This window comes from Lewinella sp. W8 (genome assembly GCF_004375085.3).
Lineage (GTDB): Bacteria > Bacteroidota > Bacteroidia > Chitinophagales > Saprospiraceae > Neolewinella.
Genome location: NZ_SNAQ03000004.1, coordinates 205,735 through 224,509, shown reverse-complemented (window position 1 = coordinate 224,509; position 18,775 = coordinate 205,735). Strand labels below are relative to the sequence as shown.

At 60.2% G+C, this 18,775-nt stretch carries 14 protein-coding genes and 3 tRNA genes; 8 read left to right on the top strand and 9 right to left on the bottom strand.

From position 1 onward, the window contains the following. Window positions 1-41 precede the first annotated feature (41 nt). The 3 genes from E1J53_RS06840 to E1J53_RS06830 are packed head-to-tail and all read right to left on the bottom strand — an operon-like array spanning window position 42 to window position 2,607. Complete coding sequence (locus tag E1J53_RS06840; protein ID WP_134270969.1) at window positions 42-593, bottom strand: hypothetical protein; 552 nt, start codon at window positions 591-593, stop codon at window positions 42-44. Window positions 594-625: 32 nt separating this feature from the next. After that, window positions 626-1,633 carry a VWA domain-containing protein gene (locus tag E1J53_RS06835; RefSeq protein WP_134270970.1) on the bottom strand — a complete coding sequence of 336 codons (1,008 nt, stop codon included), beginning with the start codon at window positions 1,631-1,633 and terminating at the stop codon, window positions 626-628. Beyond that, window positions 1,630-2,607: a hypothetical protein gene (locus E1J53_RS06830; protein WP_134270971.1), complete on the bottom strand. Its 978-nt coding sequence runs from the start codon at window positions 2,605-2,607 to the stop codon at window positions 1,630-1,632. Before E1J53_RS06830 ends, E1J53_RS06835 begins: the two co-directional genes overlap by 4 nt. A gap of 269 nt (window positions 2,608-2,876) precedes the next feature. Here E1J53_RS06830 and E1J53_RS06825 point away from each other — a divergent pair, with 269 nt between their 5' ends. After that, window positions 2,877-4,070: an AraC family transcriptional regulator gene (locus tag E1J53_RS06825; RefSeq protein WP_134270972.1), complete on the top strand. Its 1,194-nt coding sequence runs from the start codon at window positions 2,877-2,879 to the stop codon at window positions 4,068-4,070. 85 nt (window positions 4,071-4,155) lie between these two features. Then, on the top strand, window positions 4,156-5,817 hold the full coding sequence (locus E1J53_RS06820) for a serine hydrolase (protein ID WP_134270973.1): 1,662 nt from the start codon (window positions 4,156-4,158) through the stop codon (window positions 5,815-5,817). A gap of 422 nt (window positions 5,818-6,239) precedes the next feature. Here E1J53_RS06820 and E1J53_RS06815 read toward each other — a convergent pair whose 3' ends face one another. The 6 genes from E1J53_RS06815 to proS all read right to left on the bottom strand — a co-directional run bounded on the left by E1J53_RS06815 (window position 6,240) and on the right by proS (window position 10,312). Beyond that, window positions 6,240-7,088, bottom strand: coding sequence for a mevalonate kinase (locus tag E1J53_RS06815; protein WP_134270974.1), 849 nt, complete (start codon window positions 7,086-7,088; stop codon window positions 6,240-6,242). 44 nt (window positions 7,089-7,132) lie between these two features. Further along, window positions 7,133-7,208: transfer RNA gene (locus E1J53_RS06810), tRNA-Trp, on the bottom strand. Window positions 7,209-7,236: 28 nt separating this feature from the next. Further along, window positions 7,237-7,347, bottom strand: a tRNA-Tyr gene (locus E1J53_RS06805). A gap of 231 nt (window positions 7,348-7,578) precedes the next feature. Beyond that, window positions 7,579-7,652, bottom strand: a tRNA-Pro gene (locus E1J53_RS06800). A gap of 515 nt (window positions 7,653-8,167) precedes the next feature. Further along, a complete protein-coding gene (locus tag E1J53_RS06795; protein ID WP_134270975.1) occupies window positions 8,168-8,689 on the bottom strand; it encodes a class IV adenylate cyclase in 522 nt (173 codons plus the stop codon). Between the two features lie 153 nt (window positions 8,690-8,842). Beyond that, complete coding sequence (proS, locus tag E1J53_RS06790; protein WP_134270976.1) at window positions 8,843-10,312, bottom strand: proline--tRNA ligase; 1,470 nt, start codon at window positions 10,310-10,312, stop codon at window positions 8,843-8,845. Between the two features lie 421 nt (window positions 10,313-10,733). Between proS and E1J53_RS06785 the strand changes: the two genes are divergently transcribed. The 6 genes from E1J53_RS06785 to E1J53_RS06760 all read left to right on the top strand — a co-directional run bounded on the left by E1J53_RS06785 (window position 10,734) and on the right by E1J53_RS06760 (window position 18,650). After that, the gene (locus E1J53_RS06785; protein WP_154640151.1) at window positions 10,734-12,011 is read left to right on the top strand and encodes a hypothetical protein; all 1,278 of its coding nucleotides are present in this window, start codon (window positions 10,734-10,736) and stop codon (window positions 12,009-12,011) included. A 370-nt stretch (window positions 12,012-12,381) separates the two neighbouring features. Then, entirely contained in the window at window positions 12,382-13,881 is a 1,500-nt protein-coding gene (locus E1J53_RS06780; RefSeq protein WP_134270977.1) for a hypothetical protein, read from the top strand. 80 nt (window positions 13,882-13,961) lie between these two features. After that, window positions 13,962-15,203: a metal-dependent hydrolase gene (locus E1J53_RS06775; protein WP_134270978.1), complete on the top strand. Its 1,242-nt coding sequence runs from the start codon at window positions 13,962-13,964 to the stop codon at window positions 15,201-15,203. A gap of 155 nt (window positions 15,204-15,358) precedes the next feature. After that, window positions 15,359-17,074 carry a GMC oxidoreductase gene (locus E1J53_RS06770; protein ID WP_134270979.1) on the top strand — a complete coding sequence of 572 codons (1,716 nt, stop codon included), beginning with the start codon at window positions 15,359-15,361 and terminating at the stop codon, window positions 17,072-17,074. A gap of 137 nt (window positions 17,075-17,211) precedes the next feature. After that, entirely contained in the window at window positions 17,212-18,078 is an 867-nt protein-coding gene (locus tag E1J53_RS06765) for a hydroxypyruvate isomerase family protein (protein WP_134270980.1), read from the top strand. After that, on the top strand, window positions 18,075-18,650 hold the full coding sequence (locus tag E1J53_RS06760; RefSeq protein ID WP_134270981.1) for a hypothetical protein: 576 nt from the start codon (window positions 18,075-18,077) through the stop codon (window positions 18,648-18,650). Before E1J53_RS06765 ends, E1J53_RS06760 begins: the two co-directional genes overlap by 4 nt. The last annotated feature ends 125 nt before the right edge of the window (window positions 18,651-18,775 follow it).

Sequence of the window (18,775 nt, the reverse complement as noted above, 5' to 3'; positions counted from 1 at the left end):
AGCAATATCTGTGCGCTAAAATAAGGCGTGATCGGTCAAGCTTATTGTCTTCGCTTGATGTTCTCGATGATGCCCATGATCGACGGCGTCATTTCCTTGGGCATCTCGAAGGTCTCCCGGCGGTACTGCGACCAGGCTTCCTCCTCGGCCAAGCGGTGGTCGACCTCCTGCCGTAACCGCCGCACGTAGCCGCGCAGCGGCGGGAAGCGTTTTTTGATCTCGTCGAGAATTCGCTGACTTTCCTCCATGCTGTTGCTGGGATAGATGTCCGCCTGCAGCGCGATCTCCACCCGCCGGCGCTCCCGGCGGTAGAACCACTCCTGCAGCACCTCCGGGTCCACCCCGGCATTGTTCTCCGCCGACCACATTAGCACGTTGTACAGGGCGGCCACCCTGACGGTGTCTACGCCCTCCGACAGGCGGTAAATCAGCTCGGTGCGGTCACCATCCGGCGTCATGGCCAGGAAGGTCAGCAGGTCGTTGAAGGTATTTTCCCCGAAGGCCACTTTCTCGTAGCCGGGGCGCCCCTCCACGATCATCTGCTCGTAGACCAGCCGGAGTTGTGCGCGGGCTTCTTGGGGGGTAAAGGACATTGCGTAGCTTTTTACCCAGGTGATTAACTAACCTAGGGCACCGTTTTCAACACCGTATACCGCAGGGTGGTTTCGAGCAGCAAGACCAGGAAGCCGATCAGCAGGAAGCGCGCAAACTGTTCCTCGTAGCGCTTGAAGACCGTCGTCTCGATCTCGGTTTTTTCCAGCTCGTCGATGTAGTCGTAGATGCTGGCCAGCTCCTCCGTGTCGCGGGCCCGGAAGTAACGGCCGTTGGTGGTCTCGGCGATGTAGCCGAGCAGCTCGTCGTCCACCGTTCCGCGGGTGGGTTTGAAGCGGTAGCGCCCACCACCCAGCGGAGCACTGGGCATCAGGGTTTCCCGGCCGCTGCCCACGCCGATGGTGTACACCCGGATGTCAAATTCCTTGGCCAGTTCAGCGGCCAATTCCGGACTGTGATACCCGGCGTTGTTCTCCCCGTCGGTGAGCAGGATGATGATCTTACTGGCCGTTTCGCTGTCCTTGAGGCGGTTGACGGCCGTGGCCAGTCCCGTCCCGATGGCCGTCCCGTCGGTAATCTCGCCCATCTCCAGCTCGGCGATGAAGCGGTCGATGATGTCGTGGTCGACGGTCAGGGGAGACTTGGTGTAGGCCTCTCCGGCGTAGACGACCAGACCGATCCGGTCAAATTCTCGGCGGGAGACGAAGTCCCGCGCCACCTGTTTGGCTACCTCCAGCCGGTTCGGCTGGAAGTCGGTGGCGCCCATACTGGTGGAGAGGTCCATGGTCAGCACGATGTCGATGCCCTCGGCGGTCACGGATTCCTCACTGAGGTCCAGCCGGGGGCGGGCCAGGGCAAGGACGAAGAGGCACAGGGCGGCCACCCGCAAGAGCGGGAGGAAGGGGCGGATTCGGCTGCGCCAGCTCTCCAGTCCGCGAACCGACTGGGTACTCGGCAGGCGGAGACTGACCTGCCGGTCGCGCTCCCGCCGCCATTGCCACAGCCAGAGGAGGGGCGGCACGACCAGGAGGGGGAGCAGCCAGGGATAGACGAATTCAAACTGATTCCACCAACTGATCATTCTTCTTCGTTTTGCACTTCCGCAGCCGTGGGGGCCTGCTGCGCAGCGAGGACGGAGGGAAGTTCACCGGTGGTTTTAACGAATTCCCGCACGCGGGTCATGCCCGCCGCGTGGAGATTCTCCGCGGGCTCGGCTTTGGCAAATTTTACCAGATCCGACAGCTGGAGCAACTGACTGAGTTCCGCCCGCTGGTCTTCCCGCAGCTCGGCACGCTCCCGCAGCTTGTCGGTGATCTGCCGGGTGGTCATCTCCATGGCCGCCAGGCTGAAGCGGCCCTCCAGGTACTCGCGGAGAATGCGGGTGAGTTCGCTGTAGTAATGCTTGACGTCCCCCTGTTGCCAGAGGTTTTTGGCGTCCAGGGCGTCCAGTTCCCGCAGGGCCAGCACGTGGGCCGGTGGCGGCGGTGGTGGGGGCGGCGCGATCCGGGTTTTTCGTTTGTGGTTCAGCCAGAGGGCGTAGCCGATGCTGCCCAGGAGAACGGCCAGGTAGAGGGGCCAGAAATCCCAGACGTTCAGGGGCTCCTCGATGATGGGCTTGATCGGCCTTAGCTCGTCGTCTTCCGTAACGGGAAGGGCCCGGACGTGCAGGAGCAGGTCGTTGGTGTAGGCCGTGTCGCGGCGGCCATCGGCCGCCCGGAAGGAGTAGGCCAGGGGCGGGATGGCAATGTAGCCGGTGTCGAAGCTGGTCACCAGAAAGCGCTGCTGCAGCAGGAGTTCCGGCGTTTCGGCTACGGTGTTCAGGTCGCCGGGGGTGACGACCTCAATGCCGGGCAGGCCGTTGATGGCCTCGGGATCGAGGCCGACGACCTCGGTGGCCGGCGGCGCCGAAACGTTGACCTCCAGGTACAACTGGTCGCCAATGGTGATTTCCTTGCGGGCCAGTTCAGCGCGGACCAGCACTTGCTCGTTGGTGGACTGCTGCGCCAGCAGTACACCTCCCAGGCAGAAGCAAAGCATCAAAAGGATTCGGGGCATGGGGCTAAGGTCGGAATTTTGGGGGGAGTGTACAAAGGTAGGTGGCCACGGCAAATTGCCGAAATCTCCCCGATGATCAATGACCGCGGAGGCCCTGGCCGCTGCTGCGCATCGGCTGCAGACCCCGCTCCAGTAGGAAGACCCCTCCGGGGCCCTCCCCAAAAAACACGGCACCCCGGCTGAGCACGAGGGTTCCGTTTCACTGCACCCGCGCCCCGCCGCCAAATAAAAATTTGACCGTCTTTACCTACGCCATTTACCTTTATCCCATGGACTTCACCCTAGGTTCCAAGACCGCCCTATTGTCCCTATTTTTTATCCAGGGTCTCCTCTTCGCCGGCCTGTTGCTGGCCAAGGGATTGTCTTACCAGCACCGCCCCAGCTACTGGCTCAGTACGTTTCTGCTGCTGTGCTGCGGCTACATCACTCCCTTCATGCTGGGCTATAGCGGATGGTACGGCCGGGAGGGCTACGCGGACTTCCTCTTCTTCGTACCCTTTCAGCAACTCTTCTTCCTGGGGCCGGTGATTTACGGCTACACGCGATCCCTGCTCGGCGACGACGTCCGCATTCGCGGGAAGGAATGGTGGCATTTTCTGCCCGGAGGGCTGTACCTGCTGTACACCATCGTGATTTTCGTAGTCGATTACTGGGTGCTGGAGGAGTACTATTTCTACGCCGACGGACGGGATAAGGACCTGGCCGACTGGTACCAGTATTCGGGGCTGATTTCGGTGGCCGTTTACTCCTACTTCAGCCTGCGGCGGTACAATGAGTACCGGAAGAAAATTTTCGAAGAACTCAGTTACGCGGATACGGTGGTCTACGCCTGGGTGAGGCAATTTTTGGTCGTTCTCCTGGCCATCCTCCTCTTGCGGATCACCTTCATGATCCTCCTGCCCAACTTCGGCAGTTTTGGGGCCTGGTTTTGGTACTACATCGTGTTCTCCATGCTGTTCACCTTCATCGGCGTGGCGGGCTACACCAACGTCGTCAAGACCATGGCCCCCCTGCGCTGGCTGCGCGAGAAAGTACCCGCCGTGGAGGCCGTAACTCCGGAGCCACCGGCCGCTGCTTCCGGATCGGAACTGGATCTGGACAACTGGAAACCCCGCGTGGAGGCCCTCATCCGGGAAGAAAAGATGTACGAGAATCCGACGCTGACGTTGCAGGACCTGGCCGAGCGGCTGGGCGTCACCACCAAGCAGGTGTCGGGCATCATCAACCAGGGCTTCGGGATGAATTTTAACGACTTTGTCAATCACCACCGGGTGACCGCGGTACTGGAGAAATTCGATCGCGGGGAGCACAAGAAATTTACCATTCTCAGCATCGCATTGTCCTGTGGGTTCAATTCCAAGACCACCTTCAACCGGGCCTTTAAAAGGCAGATGGCGCGGACGCCGGTGCAATATTTGTCCGAAAAGGAGCAGCGCGAAGCCGGAACCGACCCCAAGCGGTAATCCAGACCCAAAACTGCGTGCCAGATCGTGATTTGGCCCGACGGAAGCCCGTCGGGGACCCCACTTTTGGGTCAAACCAAATGAAATGACGCACGACATGCTCCGCTTTCTCTTTCTTTTTCCCATCCTCCTGATTTCCCTACTGGTCTCCGGCCAGACCCTGAGTGACGACCAGCGGGCCGCCCTCACGGAGCGGCTCATGAAGTACATCCCCGAAGGCGGCCCCGGCGGGGCCCTGGGCGTGGTCATGGGCGGTGAGGTGGTCTACGCCGGCTACGGCGGACTGGCCGATCTGGATACCGAGACGCCCATCGGTCCCGAAACCCACTTCAACATCGCTTCCTGCGCCAAGCAGTTTACGGCCCTCAGTGTCTTGCGGCTCGCCCGGGAGGGTAAGCTGAAGCTGACGGACGACATCCGCCAGTACTTCCCCGAACTGTACCCCGAGGTCCGGGAACCCATTACGGTCAATCACCTGCTGACCCACACCAGCGGCATCCGCGACATGAACAGCCTCTGGAGCCTTCAGGGCGTCACCTGGTGGCAGCAAACCCTGAACAATCAGGACGTCCTCAAGCTGTTGCGGAGCCAGCAGGAGTTGAACTTCCCGCCCGGCAGTCAGCACAACTACAGCAACTCCAACTACGTCCTGCTCGCCGAGCTGGTGGCCCGGGTGTCCGGCCAAAGCTTCCGGGAATACACCACCGAACTGTTCACCGACCTGGGCATGACCAACACGGTCTTCATGGACGACCACACCATGAAGCTGCCCAACCTGGCCCGCCCCTACTTCAGCTTCGATACCTGGACGACCTACGAATGGCTCTCCGACATGGTCGGCGACGGCGCCCTGTTCTCCACCCTGCCGGACCAGTTGCGCTGGGAAGCCACCCTCATGCGGGGCCAAAGCGAGGGCGTGGCGAAAGAATTACTGGCGACCAGCCAAGCGGCCATCTTCCCGGAAGTAACGGGATACGGCTACGGCCTGGAACGCGGAAAGTACCGGGGCCTGCCAATCACCTACCACGAGGGGAGCACTGGTGCCTGGAAGGCGTCCTTCATCCGGTTCGTCGACCACGACCTCACCATCGTGGCCATGAACAACAGCGGTAAGTTTGGTACCCAGCGCCTGGTGTACGACGCAGCGGATATGCTGCTGGAAGAGGCGTTCACGGCTCCCCGCTTCCTGCAGGAACCCGCCAGCGTCGCGGAGGAAATTCCGGTCGACGACCTGCTGGGCACCTATCGCCTCCCCAGCGGCTTTTACTTCCGCTTCGCGAGCCGTGACGCTAAGGTTTTCCTGGAGCGCCACGAGCGTAATCCGGTGGAAATTGAACTGGAACGCGGTAACGTCTACCACGAAATTGCCGATCCGGCCTTCAAGCAGGAATTTACCCGCAACGAGCGGGGGGAACTCCAGGTTACGGCCTACTACTGGTCCCACGCCCCCTACACCCTCACCAGGTCCGAGATTGACCTTACGGACTACGACTTCCGGGCCATGAACGGAAGCTTCCAGAACGAGGAAACCGGACTGGCCTTCTCCGTCCAACATCAGGCGGAGGGCAAATACCAGATTCACCTGGGTGGCGAGAAACTAAAGGGGCGATTGCTGGGCCCGGATGAGTTACTCGTGCAAAACTACAAGCTGCGGGCCGTGCGGGCCGCAGACGGCAGCATTACCGAACTGCGCCTTGGCGACGGCAACCGGATCATGAACCTCCGCTGCGTGCGGGTGACTAAATAGTCGGACCAGGAAATAGGCTAGGTAATGCGTGAAACATAAGTCGTCAAGAATTTCCGTGATGGCCCAGTTGCCCGGAAATAATGCCTCTGCAAGTAATGGAGGTGTAGGGGAATAGGAGGACTGATTATAGGGCAAAAAAGTAGCGGCAAGGCATGCCTTGCCGCCTACTGAAGCCCCTAAGATGCCCGCGCGATTCCCCCGGAATCGCTGATCATCCTCCACGGCGCAAGCGGGAAATAACCAGAGCGGTACCGAGGCAACTCGGTACCGCTTTACGGATGTAGCGGGGCCATCATTTAGCCTCACATTGTTGTGGGCTCAAACTTCGGGATGGCGCATATTTCAGGGGTAATCAGCTCAGACTTTCCCGGAGCGGCGTGCGTGACCCGGAGGTTTTCATCCGGCGGACGAAGCCGATTGCGCTACATCCAGCGGATCTGGCCGGGGAGCTGCCGTACTGCATGGCGGTCGGTGGTGTAGCCCAGCATCATCCCGCCGCCCCCCGCGCCACAGATTTTGAGCACGTAGTCGTCGTGAAGCCAGTGGGCACGTAAATCCGGCGGGATGAAGGACGGCAACTCCCGCAACTGAAAGGCGCTCATGCGGCGGATCTGCCGCTCCAGCGCCGGGCGATCGGAAGACAGGATGGCCTCGATGGCGGCGTCGGCCGCGCCGCGCCATTCCGCGTCCGTGGCCGTGCGGAAGGCCGCTTCGTGGTCGTAGCGGTGGGTGAAGTGATCGATGAAGGTGGAGGCCTTGCGCTCCTTGCCGGTATCAAGGAGAAAGAAGCCGGAGGCCCAATGGTTGGGAAGCTTTACGGGTTCCGGTGCGCTGCCTCCCCCGAGCAAAACGGGCAAGTTGAGGTAACTGATCAGCGGGTCGGTGCCGGAGCTCGTGCCGTGGAAATACTTCTCCATCTTGGCCAGTTGGTGGCGCAGCGCATCCCCGGAAAGGGCTTTGCCCGTCTCGGTGGCGTAGACGTCCCAGATGGCGGCGCATACCGCGCCGCTGCTGCCCAGGCCGTAGCCGGTGGGGATGTCGCCCACCAGCCGCCAGTCGTTGAGCAGCGCGTCGGCCAGCCCTTCGACGTCCAGCAATTCCGGAGGGATCATGACCCGCAAGAAGTCACTGAACTTCAGCAGCCGCTCGTCGGGCCGCTGCTGCTGCCAGCGGAGGCTGAACTCCGGATAGGGGACCGCGAGCCCCCGACCACCCCGCAAGACGGTGTGCTCTCCGAACAAGAGGACTTTGGCGGGGTAGGTACGGCTCATGGTGGGTAAACTGTGAAATCAACCGTAAAGTTCCCTTTTTTATCTGGCACCTCCCGTAGGAATCGAACCCACAACGCAACGGGTTTGGAATCCGTCGGCAACCCCACTTGCTGGGGAGGTGAGGGGTAGCGCAAAAACGCTACCGGTGTTGATCGGGAGGGACTCGAACCCCTGTCCGACGGTTGTCAGGCCTGGCGGGCCCAAGGCCGAAGCACCTGATCTACAGTCAGGCCCGCTACCCGTTACGGTCTACCGATCAATTACAATAAAGTATCTATCAACGCTATCCTTAAACAGACCGGACGCTCGAAGGACCGCTTCGCGGACGCTTCGAGATCCTTCCCACTACCGTTATTTTTTGCCCTTCTCTTGCGTCAGCACCCCAACCTTAAAAGCAACCTATCCTACTACCCGCTCAACCGAAGCGGCCTGTACCTCATAACACCAATAATCATCAATACCACCCCTATTCACTCCTCCTCAAAATTTGTATGGGTAGTCCGATTCGAACGAACACCTCCTGCGGTCCAAGCGCAGCGCTCTGGCCAGTTAAGCTACACCCATAGAAAAAGGCCCTCCGGAACATCTCCGACGGGCCTTCGCTTACGCACAGCTGAGCACGCAAGATTCGTTACCGTCGGGTCGGCGGAGGATAAATGGGGTAGTTGGGAGTCCAGACGATGGCGGACATGGCGTTACATTTTTTTGTCGAGAAGAGAATGCGCCGACGTGCAGGAAAAGTTCCCAAAGGATGAGGCTAGCCGGAAAATTCTTGCCTGCCATTGCGCTAAATTCATCCGGCAACGGAATCCGCCGAGGATTACTTCCTGCCCCGACCGGACGCTCGAAGGACCGCCTTGCGGACGCTTCGAGATCCTCCTCGCTGCCGTTGTTTTTTGCCTTTCCTCCGGCGTCTGCGGCTCTAATCCCTTCACCTCAAGAGGCTCACTACCCACTACCCACTACTTGCTACCATTCTACCCTACTACCCGCTACCGTACTACCCCCCTTCCCCGCAGCAGGATCAACTTTCGGCGACTAGCCATCACCGCTAACCCCCTGATTGCTCCCTCAAAAAACTACCCCTCCCCCAGTAAATCACTATAACTGCGGTCAATCAAATCCTCCGCCTCCACCCCGAGCAGGGCGATGTAGTGATCACACTGCGTCCGCAGGGCGTCCTGTTCTGCCGCCGAATCGCCGATGGCTTCGATTTCGATGAATTCCCCGAGGCCTTCCACCCGATCGAGGTGAAACTTGACGTTGCCGATGAAGTAGATCTCGCGGTGCTTGTCCACGGTCACCCAGGTGCCGAGGGCGCGGCCCAGGGTACTGGCGAGGCTGTCGGCCACCGCCTGCCCGTCCAGGCGGGTAAGGGTAACCTCGCTGTTCTTGGGACCCGCCTGGTTGTGACGGCGGTAAAAGATCAGGCTTTGCTCGATGTTGCCGCTGCGGAGCTTCAGTCGCCCCTCCGGCACCCGGAAGTAGTGGTCAACCTGGTGGTCCGTACCCCGAAAGTCGGCACCCTGCGCCAGCAGGATTTCCCGCTGGGCGTCCGCCCGACGGGTACGTGCCTTTATCTCAACCAGATGCTTCTGCATGCTCCACCATTTTTATGACCAGCAATGGCGCCACGGCGCCACCAGCAACTTCTCCAATATCCGGTCGGCAGACGAACCAGCTCATGCCTCGCGTTTCGGCGGACGACCTGGCATCTTCCAGCAACCAGCAACCAGCAACCAGCAACCAGCCAACTAGTACGCCTTCGCAAACACCACCCGGCGCTTGCTCGGCTTACCCGTCAGGATGCACTTGCCGTCTTCTTCCGGCGCGTCGTTGGGGATGCAGCGGATGGTCGCCTTGGTCAGTTCCTTGATCTTGAGTTCGGTCTCGGTGGTACCGTCCCAGTGGGCGTAGATGAAGCCCGGGATGTCGCGGTTGAGGACTTCCTGGAACTCCTCGAAGGTGTCCACGTGGGTAGTGTGATCCTCGCGGAACTTCACGGCCGTGTCGAAGAGGTTCTGCTGAATCTCGTCGAGGAGGTTGACGACGTGGTCAACGATGCCTTCCAGCGGCTGACTTTCCTTGGTCTTGGTGTCCCGACGGGCCACCTCGATGGTGCCGTTCTCCAGGTCGCGCTTGCCGAGTCCGAGGCGAACGGGAATACCCTTGAGTTCGCTTTCGGCGAACTTGAAGCCGGTGCGCTTCTTGTCGTCATCGTCGTAGCTCACCCGCACGCCGCGGGCCTTCAGCTCGGCCATCAGCTCCTGGGCCTTGGCGTCCAGCGCTTCGTTGGGCTTGGGGATGGGTACGATGATCACCTGAATCGGGGCCAGCTTGGGGGGCAGTACGAGGCCTTCGTCGTCGGAGTGGGTCATGATGAGCCCGCCGATCAGGCGGGTGGAAACACCCCAGCTGGTGGCCCAGACGTATTCTTCCTTGTTTTCCTTGTTGGCGAACTTCACGTCGAAAGCCCTGGCGAAATTCTGGCCCAGGTTGTGGCTGGTGCCGGCCTGCAGGGCCTTGCCGTCCTGCATCAGGGCCTCGATGGTGTAGGTGTTGTCGGCACCGGCGAAGCGTTCGTATTCCGTTTTGTAGCCACGGATGACGGGCATGGCCATGTATTCTTCGGCGAAGGTGGCGTAGACCTCCTGCATCCGCAGGGTTTCTTCCTGCGCTTCCTCGGCCGTGGCGTGGGCGGTGTGCCCCTCCTGCCAGAGGAATTCGGCGGTGCGGAGGAAAAGGCGGGTACGCATCTCCCAGCGCACGACGTTGGCCCACTGGTTGACCAGCAGGGGCAGGTCGCGGTAGCTGGTGATCCAGTCGCGGTAAGTGTTCCAGATGATGGTCTCCGAAGTGGGACGTACGATGAGCTCCTCTTCCAGTTTGGCTTCGGGGTCCACCACCACGCCGCTGCCGTCATCGGCATTCTTCAGGCGGTAGTGGGTGACGACGGCACATTCCTTGGCGAATCCCTCGACGTGATCGGCTTCTTTGCTCAGGAAAGACTTGGGGATAAAGAGCGGGAAGTAGGCGTTGACGTGGCCCGTTTCCTTAAACATGTCGTCGAGCTGGCGCTGCATCCGCTCCCAGATGCCAAAACCATAGGGCTTGATGACCATGCAGCCACGCACGGCGCTGTTGGCCGCCAGGTTGGCGTTTTTAACGATGTCCAGGTACCACTGGCTGTAATCTTCTGTTCTCGGGGTTACGGCGCTGGCCATATAAACTATCGGTTGAGGTTCAACGTTTTAAATAGTAGATAAGGTGAACTACCAGCAGTAGTTGACCTTGGGCGCCGCAGCGCGGGTGCAAAGAACGCCGGAAAGGAGCAAAAAAGTTACCTTTTCACCTTGCTTTTCGTCATAATAATGCACCTGCGCTTCGTCGCAATATCAGAGCAAGCCCACAACGGTGGGAAAGCTCCCGTGCCAAAACTTGCCAAATCCGGGTTCACGAACCCGGAGAAACGAGTTTTAATTGTCATCCTGGGATCAGGAAAGCCCCAAAAACCGTCCGCAAGCCGCGATTTAACGCGCTTTTTAACGGCTTTAAGGCCACCTTAACCAAATGGAAGGCACAAAAATACTACTTTCGACCTTGTAATAAGTGGCAGACTCACGGATTACATCAAACTTATACATCATGCCCAATCAAAAGCTTTACTCGGCGGTCTTTGGTCTTCTGGCCCTACTCTTCTTCGCCGTGCCGGTAATGGCACAGTATGACGACGTGTATTATGACCCGTCTGATTACCAAAACGATGAGTATTCCAGCACGTACTATTCCTCAGATGATGGATACTACGATGATGACTACTACGAAGATCAGGCCGGTTACGATTACGATGATGACTACTACGATTACGAGTATACCAGTCGCATCCGCCGTTTCCGCCGCCCCCTGTCCGGCTTTAACTACTACGACCCCTTCTACGTCGACGTAGCGTACTACGATCCTTTCTTCCGTCCCTTCGGCACCACCGTGCTGATTTACGACAGTGGATTTGGTTTCGGCCCCCGACTGGGAGTTGGCTTCAACTCCTGGAACCGTTGGAATCGCTTCAACCGTTGGAACCGCTGGAACCGTGGCTTCAACAACTTCGGCTGGAACTCCTGGAATGCCTGGGGACCCAGCTGGAACCGCGGCTTCAACTCCTGGAACGCCGGTTGGGGTAACGGATTCAACCGCTTCGGTGGCTTTGGCGGCGGCTTTGCCGGTGCCGGTTTCGCCGGTGGTTACGCCTGTCCTCCTCCCTTCGGTGGTGTAGGCAGCAACTTCCAGTTCAATACCGTCAACAACGTAAACAACGTTGTCGTCAACAATCGCAATACCTCCACGCGTCCCCGTGGTGCCACGACGTCGATTGCCGATCGCATCAGCCGCACGAGTGCTCGTCAGCAGCAGACGGCCGGCACGCCCTCGAAGTCCGCATCACGCTCCGCTACCCGCAGCACGGCCACGCGCAGCAACCGTCCCACGGCCACGCGCACCGCTACGACCGGTCGCACGACCCGTTCTTCCGCCGGAAGCCGGATCGACCGCAGCCGCACTACGGTACGTCCCGCCACGGGAAGCCGCAGCCGCGCCGTAGCCCCGAGCCGCACCGGAACCAGCCGCAGTGTTAGCCCCAGCCGGAGCAGCACCCGCAGCTACACGCCGAGCCGCTCCAGCAGCCGTGCCGTAGCTCCGAGCCGTTCCAGCCGCAGCTACACGCCGAGCCGCTCCAGTAGTCGTAGCCGTAGTGTAGCTCCCAGCCGGAGCAGCACCCGTAGCTACACGCCGAGCCGCTCCAGCAGCCGTAGCCGTAGCGTAAGCCCCAGCCGCTCCAGTGGCAGCCGTAGTGTTAGCCCCAGCCGGAGCAGCACCCGCAGCAGCGCTACCCGCTCTTCCAGCAGCCGTAGCGGCCGCGGAGGTGAATAAACCGAACACGCCACCGATCGCGGGCAGCGGTCGGTAAGCTGATACCTTGAAGGGGAAGTGCCACGGCACTTCCCCTTTTCTTATGTCCGGTAGGCAGCGAAGGGGAATCCTCTTGCGCTGCCGGGGCCTAACCTGACGTTACCTATTTTCCAATTCTTCGCCGCTCATGATGGCGAGCATGATCGTGCGGTCGGGCCTGCCGGAAGCGTTCCGTGTTACGGAGCGGTCACCCCTGGGGCAAACGTCAACACCCTACCCGGGGACATTAGGGGCAGAATTTTCCTACCAAAACGTTACCGTTCCCCTCCCCGCTGAACTCCGTTGCCGGATTTTTCTTTTCTTGAGTACTACTTCCCAGCTTCACATGACCATGACCAGATTATTTGCCATTACCCTGCTGACTTTCCTGGCCTTTTCCGGCGACCTGCTCGCTCAGGTGCTACCCGCCGTTTTACCCGCGCGGGTGGAAGACGCCCTGCGCTTTTCCACGACCTTCCCCGTGGGTACCGCCCGCTTCATGGGCACCGGAGGCAGCATGAGTTCCATCGGCGTTGACCACAGTACCCTGAGCACCAATCCGGCGGGTATCGGTTGGAACCGTTACAACAGTTTTCAGCTGAGTCCGGGGCTGTCCTTTTCCTCCACGGAAACTACCCTGACGGGCGACGGCTCTACGGCGCCCCTGTCGGAATCCGTCTTCACGCCGGCCCTGCCCAGCCTGGGCATCGTCTGGGCGGGAACCACCCGGTCGCTAAACTGGCCCACGCTGAACTTCGGGATTGCCGTGAACCGACTGGCCGACTTCAACGAAACAATTGCCTTTGACGGCAGGGGAGAGGGCGGCGTCATCGACGCCATCGTCGAAGACCTCAACGACAACATCGGCGACCCCTTCCGCGCCGACCTCATCTTCGATATTCCCGGAGCGATCCAGGAAGACGACCTCGGATTTTTCTCCGATTTCGACCTGGCCGAAAGTGCCGGTGGCCAAATCCGCCGCCAGGGACGGGTGGAGCGCAGCGGAAGCATCAACGAACTGAGCCTGGCGCTGGGCGGCAACTACCAGGATAAGGTTATGTGGGGCTTTAGCCTCGGCATTCCCTTCCTCAATTTCGAAGAAATTAAGGTCTACGACGAGGTGGACGACCGGGACGAAATCATCTTTTTCGATGATGCCGGATTCGACGAAACACTGGAAATGAGTGGGAGCGGGGTTAACTTCAAGTTCGGCCTGATCGGCCGGCCGACCGAGCAGCTGCGCATCAGCGCAGCCGTCCACAGCCCCACCTTCTGGAGCCTGGATGAGGTGTACTTCACCACCCTGGAATACAATTATACCGACGACGGCCAGGCCCTCGGTGGCGTGGGCCTCAGCCCCCGCAGTGAAAGTGTGGTCAACCTGCAGACGCCCTGGCGATTCATGGGGGGCGTTGGTTACCTGATCGGCCGCAATGGCTTCGTGACGGTAGACGTAGACTACCAAAACTTCGGCAGCAATAAGTTCAGCTTCGATGATTTTGCGACCCTGGACGAGGCCGCCAACTCCGATATCGAAAACTCCCTCGGCGGGGCCCTGGGCCTGCGTGCCGGCGGAGAGCTTAATCTCAAACCCGTCCAACTCCGGGCCGGCGTCAGTTACCGCCAGCTGCCGATGACGGACTTCCGCTTCGGCGAAGACGAAGCCATCCTGGGCTTCTCCGCGGGTGCGGGCTACAGCAAGGGTAAATTCTTCGCTGACTTCGCCGCCCGCTACGAGGGCTACCAGTCCTTTTACGCGCCCTACCGCACCTTCGCTTTCCAACCCCAGGTGGTGGAGACCAACCGTACCCTCGTGACGGCCGTGCTGACGGTGGGCTTCCGGGGCTTTTAGAAATTAACCGTAATTCTAGCCCGCCTACAGAACTACCCTACTAAAATCCAACCATCCACCCTGCCGCGCGTTCCCGGCGTATGGACTCATTAACCCAGATCGTTTTAGGGGCCGCCGTCGGGGAAGCGGTACTCGGCCGGAAAGTTGGAAATCGTGCCATGCTCTGGGGGGGTATTGCGGGTACCCTGCCGGATCTGGACGTGATGGCCAACGTCGTCAGTGACCCGATGAGTGCCCTTGCCTACCACCGGGCCTTCACCCACAGCCTTCCCTTTGCTTTCCTGGCCGCGCCGCTCATCGGCCTGGCCATCCACCGACTGTATGGCGGAAGTGCCTGGAAGGATAAGGTGAATAACCTTGCGTTGTATCCGCTGCTCATCCTGGCGTTCTACGTCATGCTCACCGTCGGTTCCTTGCTGATGCCGGTAGAGATCAGGAACATTCCGGCCATCACGGCGGCGGTGACGGCCGCCTTCGTGGGGATTTGCCTGGTCATCGCCCTGCTGCGTTGGATCCGGGGCTTCCCGAAAAAGAACGCCAACGCCGACTGGCGGGGCTGGACGCTACTCTTCTTCTGGGCCATCGTCACCCACCCCCTGCTGGATTGCTTTACGGCCTACGGCACCCAGCTGTTGGAGCCCTTCAGTAAAACGCGGGTCGCCTGGAACACCATTTCCGTGGCCGATCCTCTCTACACCCTCCCGTTCCTGATCTTGTTAATCTGGGCGCGGACGCAGGTGCAGGGTTCGGCCTGGCGGCAGCGTTTGAATCGGGCGGGACTGGTGGTTAGTTCGGTCTATCTGGGCCTGACGATCATCAATTACTTCAACGTCGATTACGTCTTTGAGCACAGTCTGGAGCAGGCGGGTATCACCGCTGAAGACCGGGTGATCTCGCCCAGTATTCTCAATAATGTCCTCTGGTCGGGGACCGCCCGCAGTGAGGGAGATCAGTACCACTTCGGTCAGTACAGCCTCCTGGACGAGGAGCGGATATTTGATGAGTTTACGCCTATCAACGGTCATCACGACTGGCTGGCGCCCTACGGCGAAGACCGTGACGTAGCCATTCTGCGGTGGTTCACCCAGGGCTATTATGGCGTGGTTGCCCGGGATAGTGGCTACCTGCAGGTCAATGACCTGCGCTACGGCCTCATCAACGAAGATCCCGAAGACCCGGCCAGTTATATCTTCAGCTGGAAGGTGGACACCTCGGTGCATCCCGTGCGGGTTGTCCGGGAATTTGCCGGCCCGCAGGAAGACGAGAATGACCTGTTCGGTCGCCTCTGGGAACGGTTGAAGGGTAGGAAACGCGATTTCTGAGGAATCATGGCCGGTAAATTGGTGACAGGGCATGCAGCAGAGACAGGGCATGCCCTGTCTCTACCGTTATGTTTTGACGGACAAATCATGGCGTTGGCCGATGGTCAACGTCCTATTTGGGGTACCTTGGACGTTTACCCCGGATAAGAAAAATCATGCAAGGAAAAGAAGCGGATACGTACGACGCCATCGTGGTGGGCACGGGCATTAGTGGTGGCTGGGCGGCAATGGAACTGTGTCGGAAAGGACTGAAAACCCTCGTGCTGGAGCGGGGCCGACTGATCAAGCACGGCGACTACCCCACGGCTACCCTCGACAACTGGGAGCTGCCCCACAACAACCAAATTCCCGAAGAGGTGAAGCAGCGGGATTATCCCGTCATCAGCCGTAAGGACTACATCACCCGGCAGAGCGACATTCACCACTTCGTGAAGGACCGGGAATACCCCTATGAGGAAAAGCAACGTTTTGACTGGATTCGGGCCTACCAGACCGGCGGACGAAGCCTCGTCTGGGGGCGGCAGTGTTACCGACTGACCGACCTGGACTTTGAGGCCAACGCCCGCGAGGGCATCGGGGTAGACTGGCCGATCCGCTACCGGGACCTTAAGGACTGGTACGACTACGTAACCCGCTTCGTGGGGGTCAGCGGCCAGGCCGAAGGCCTGGCGCACCTGCCCGATGGCCCCTTTCAGCCGGCCATGCCCCTGAACTGCGTCGAGGAGGTACTGCGCGACCGGGTGCACGCCCGCTTCCCCGACCGGCGGGTCACCCCCGGGCGGGCGGCGCACCTGACGGCCTACGACCCCGAGGTGCATCTGGGGTCTCGGGGAAACTGTCAGTACCGCGATCGCTGTCGGCGCGGCTGTCCCTACGGCGGCTACTTCAGCAGCAATTCGGCCACCCTGCCGGTGGCCGAAGCCACCGGAAACATGACCCTGGTGCCCGGGGCGGCCGTGCGGGAAATAATTTACGACGCCGATGAACGGCGCGCCGCGGGCGTGCGCGTGAAGATGACCACTACGGGGGAAGAAGTGGAGTTCTTCAGTCGGGGGGTAGTTTTCTTGTGTGCTTCCACGCTGAATTCGGCGGCGATTCTCCTGGCGAGTAAGTCTGCGGCCCAGCCGAACGGACTGGGCAACGACAACGACGTGGTGGGCCGCAACATCATGGACCACCACCACCGAATCGGGGCTAGCGCCCAGTTTGAGGGCTTTGAGGATAAGTACTACAAGGGGAGGCGCCCCAATGGCTTCTACATTCCCCGCTTCGTGAACATGGGGCCAGATAGCCAACGCGACTACCTGCGGGGATTCGGCTACCAGGGCGGTGGGTCCCGGGAAGGGTGGTACCGCACGGTTCGGGAACTGAGTATCTCGCCGGGGCCGGAGCTCAAGGCGGCCCTGGCGGAGCCGGGCGGCTGGAGCATGGGCATGACGGGCTTCGGAGAATGCCTGCCCAACCCCAACAACCGCGTCACCCTCAACGAAGATCGCCTCGATCAGGACGGACTGCCCACCCTGATCATGGACGTGGCCTTTGGGGAAAACGAACGGGCAATGCGCCAGGACATGAAGGCCTACGCCGCCGAGATGCTGGAAGCCGCGGGAGGAAAGAACGTTACGCCCTACGAAACGGAAGCCCATCCCGGGTTCTCCATCCACGAAATGGGGGCGGCCCGCATGGGCCGCGATCCGAAGACCAGCGTGCTCAACAAGCACAACCAGGTGTGGAACTGTCGTAACCTCTACGTCACGGACGGCGCGGCGATGGCCAGTGCGGGATGCGTGAACCCGAGCCTGACCTACATGGCCCTGACGGCCCGGGCGGCCGACCACGCCGTGAAGGAATTAAATAAGCGGAATCTCTAGTCGGCATGGCCCTCCGGAAAATTCTCGGCACCTGCGGCTCGTCGCATTCAATTTGAATCGACGATCCCGACGAGGTTCGGAACTCGGGACTGGCACCGCCGCAAAATTTCCTAACTTACCCCTAAACCAACGTGTCTATGAATCGTCGTAAAGCGCTACAATCGGCTGCCCTCGGACTGGGCGCCATCTCCATGAGTCGTCAACTCCGGGCAACGGAGGCGGCCGACCGGCTGGTCAGCCCCACCGCCCAAACCAACCACAGCGCTTGCTACTGGTGCTACAGTGATATCCCCTTTGAGGCGTTCTGCGAACGGTCCAAGGAAGTTGGCCTGAAAAGCGTGGAACTGACCACCGTTGACCAGTGGCCCATCCTGAAAAACTACGGCATGACCTGTGCGATGGGTACGCTGAGCACCTTCAGCATCGATCAGGGCTGGAATGACCCCAAGAACCATGCGTCCCTGCGGGAGAACTACACCCAGGCCATCAAGGATGCGGCCGACCACGGAATCCCCAGCCTGATCGTGATGAGCGGTAACCGCCGGGGCATGAGCGACTACGACGGGATGCGCAATTGCGCCGTGGGCCTGCGGCCCATCGTGAAGCTGGCCGAAGAGGCGGGCATCCTGATCCAGATGGAACTGCTCAACAGCAAGGTGAACCACCCCGACTACATGTGCGACCGCACCTCCTGGGGCGTGGCGCTGGCGGAAATGATCAACTCCCCGAACTTCAAGTTGCTCTACGATATCTACCACATGCAAATCATGGAAGGGGACGTCATCGCCACCATCCGGAAGTACGCCGACTACATCGGGCACTACCACACGGGCGGCGTGCCCGGTCGCCACGAGATTAACGACAGCCAGGAACTGAATTACCCCGCCATTATCCGGGCGATCCACGAAACGGGCTTTACCGGTTACGTGGCCCAGGAATTTATCCCCACTTACGAAGACAAAATCCAGGCCCTCAACGAAGGTCTGCGGATTTGCGAAGTATGATGAAGCACCTGGCACCCTACCAAAAGATTGGCATCGTTGCGGCCCTCCTGGTCGTGATCCTGGTGATCTGGATGTACCAGTTCCGGACGGAGCTTCCCGCGTCCTGGATGCTCTGGACGGCGGGCATCCTCTCCGGCATGGCTTTCCTCAGTGGTGCCCTGGAAGCGGGCGTGTTGTACCGGGATTATCGGCGGGGGCACCTGTTCCCCATGCGCAACGCCACCTTCTTCATGGCCGCCTTCACTCTGGTAGCCTATCCGGTGGTCCTGATCTACCAGCAAGTTGGCCCCCAGCTGCTGCATCCGGGGAACCTGCTGTTGGTCCCCGTGTTGTTTCTGTTCCTGCTGCGCGGCCTCTTCAAGATTCGCCTGGACGACGTGCAACTGGAAGCCAAAACGGGCTTCCGGGCTCCCTACCGCGTGCCGCTGTTCCGCATCGCTTCCGTAGACGCCACCGACCGCCGGATCGTGGTTACGTCGGACGAGGGCAAGGAAGTACACCTACTCCGGCCCTTCTTCTTTGCGCAGCACTGGGCGGTGTTGCGGGAGCGGTTGGAAGGGTTGGGGAAGTAGGAAGAATGAAGATGGAAGAATGAAGTGAAAAGAGTAGCGCTCCTCGGCTGTCTCCGGAGCGAAGCGCCGGGTCATCCGAGGTGTCGCGGGATTAGAAAAACCTACCCCGACGCGACGCTCAAAGG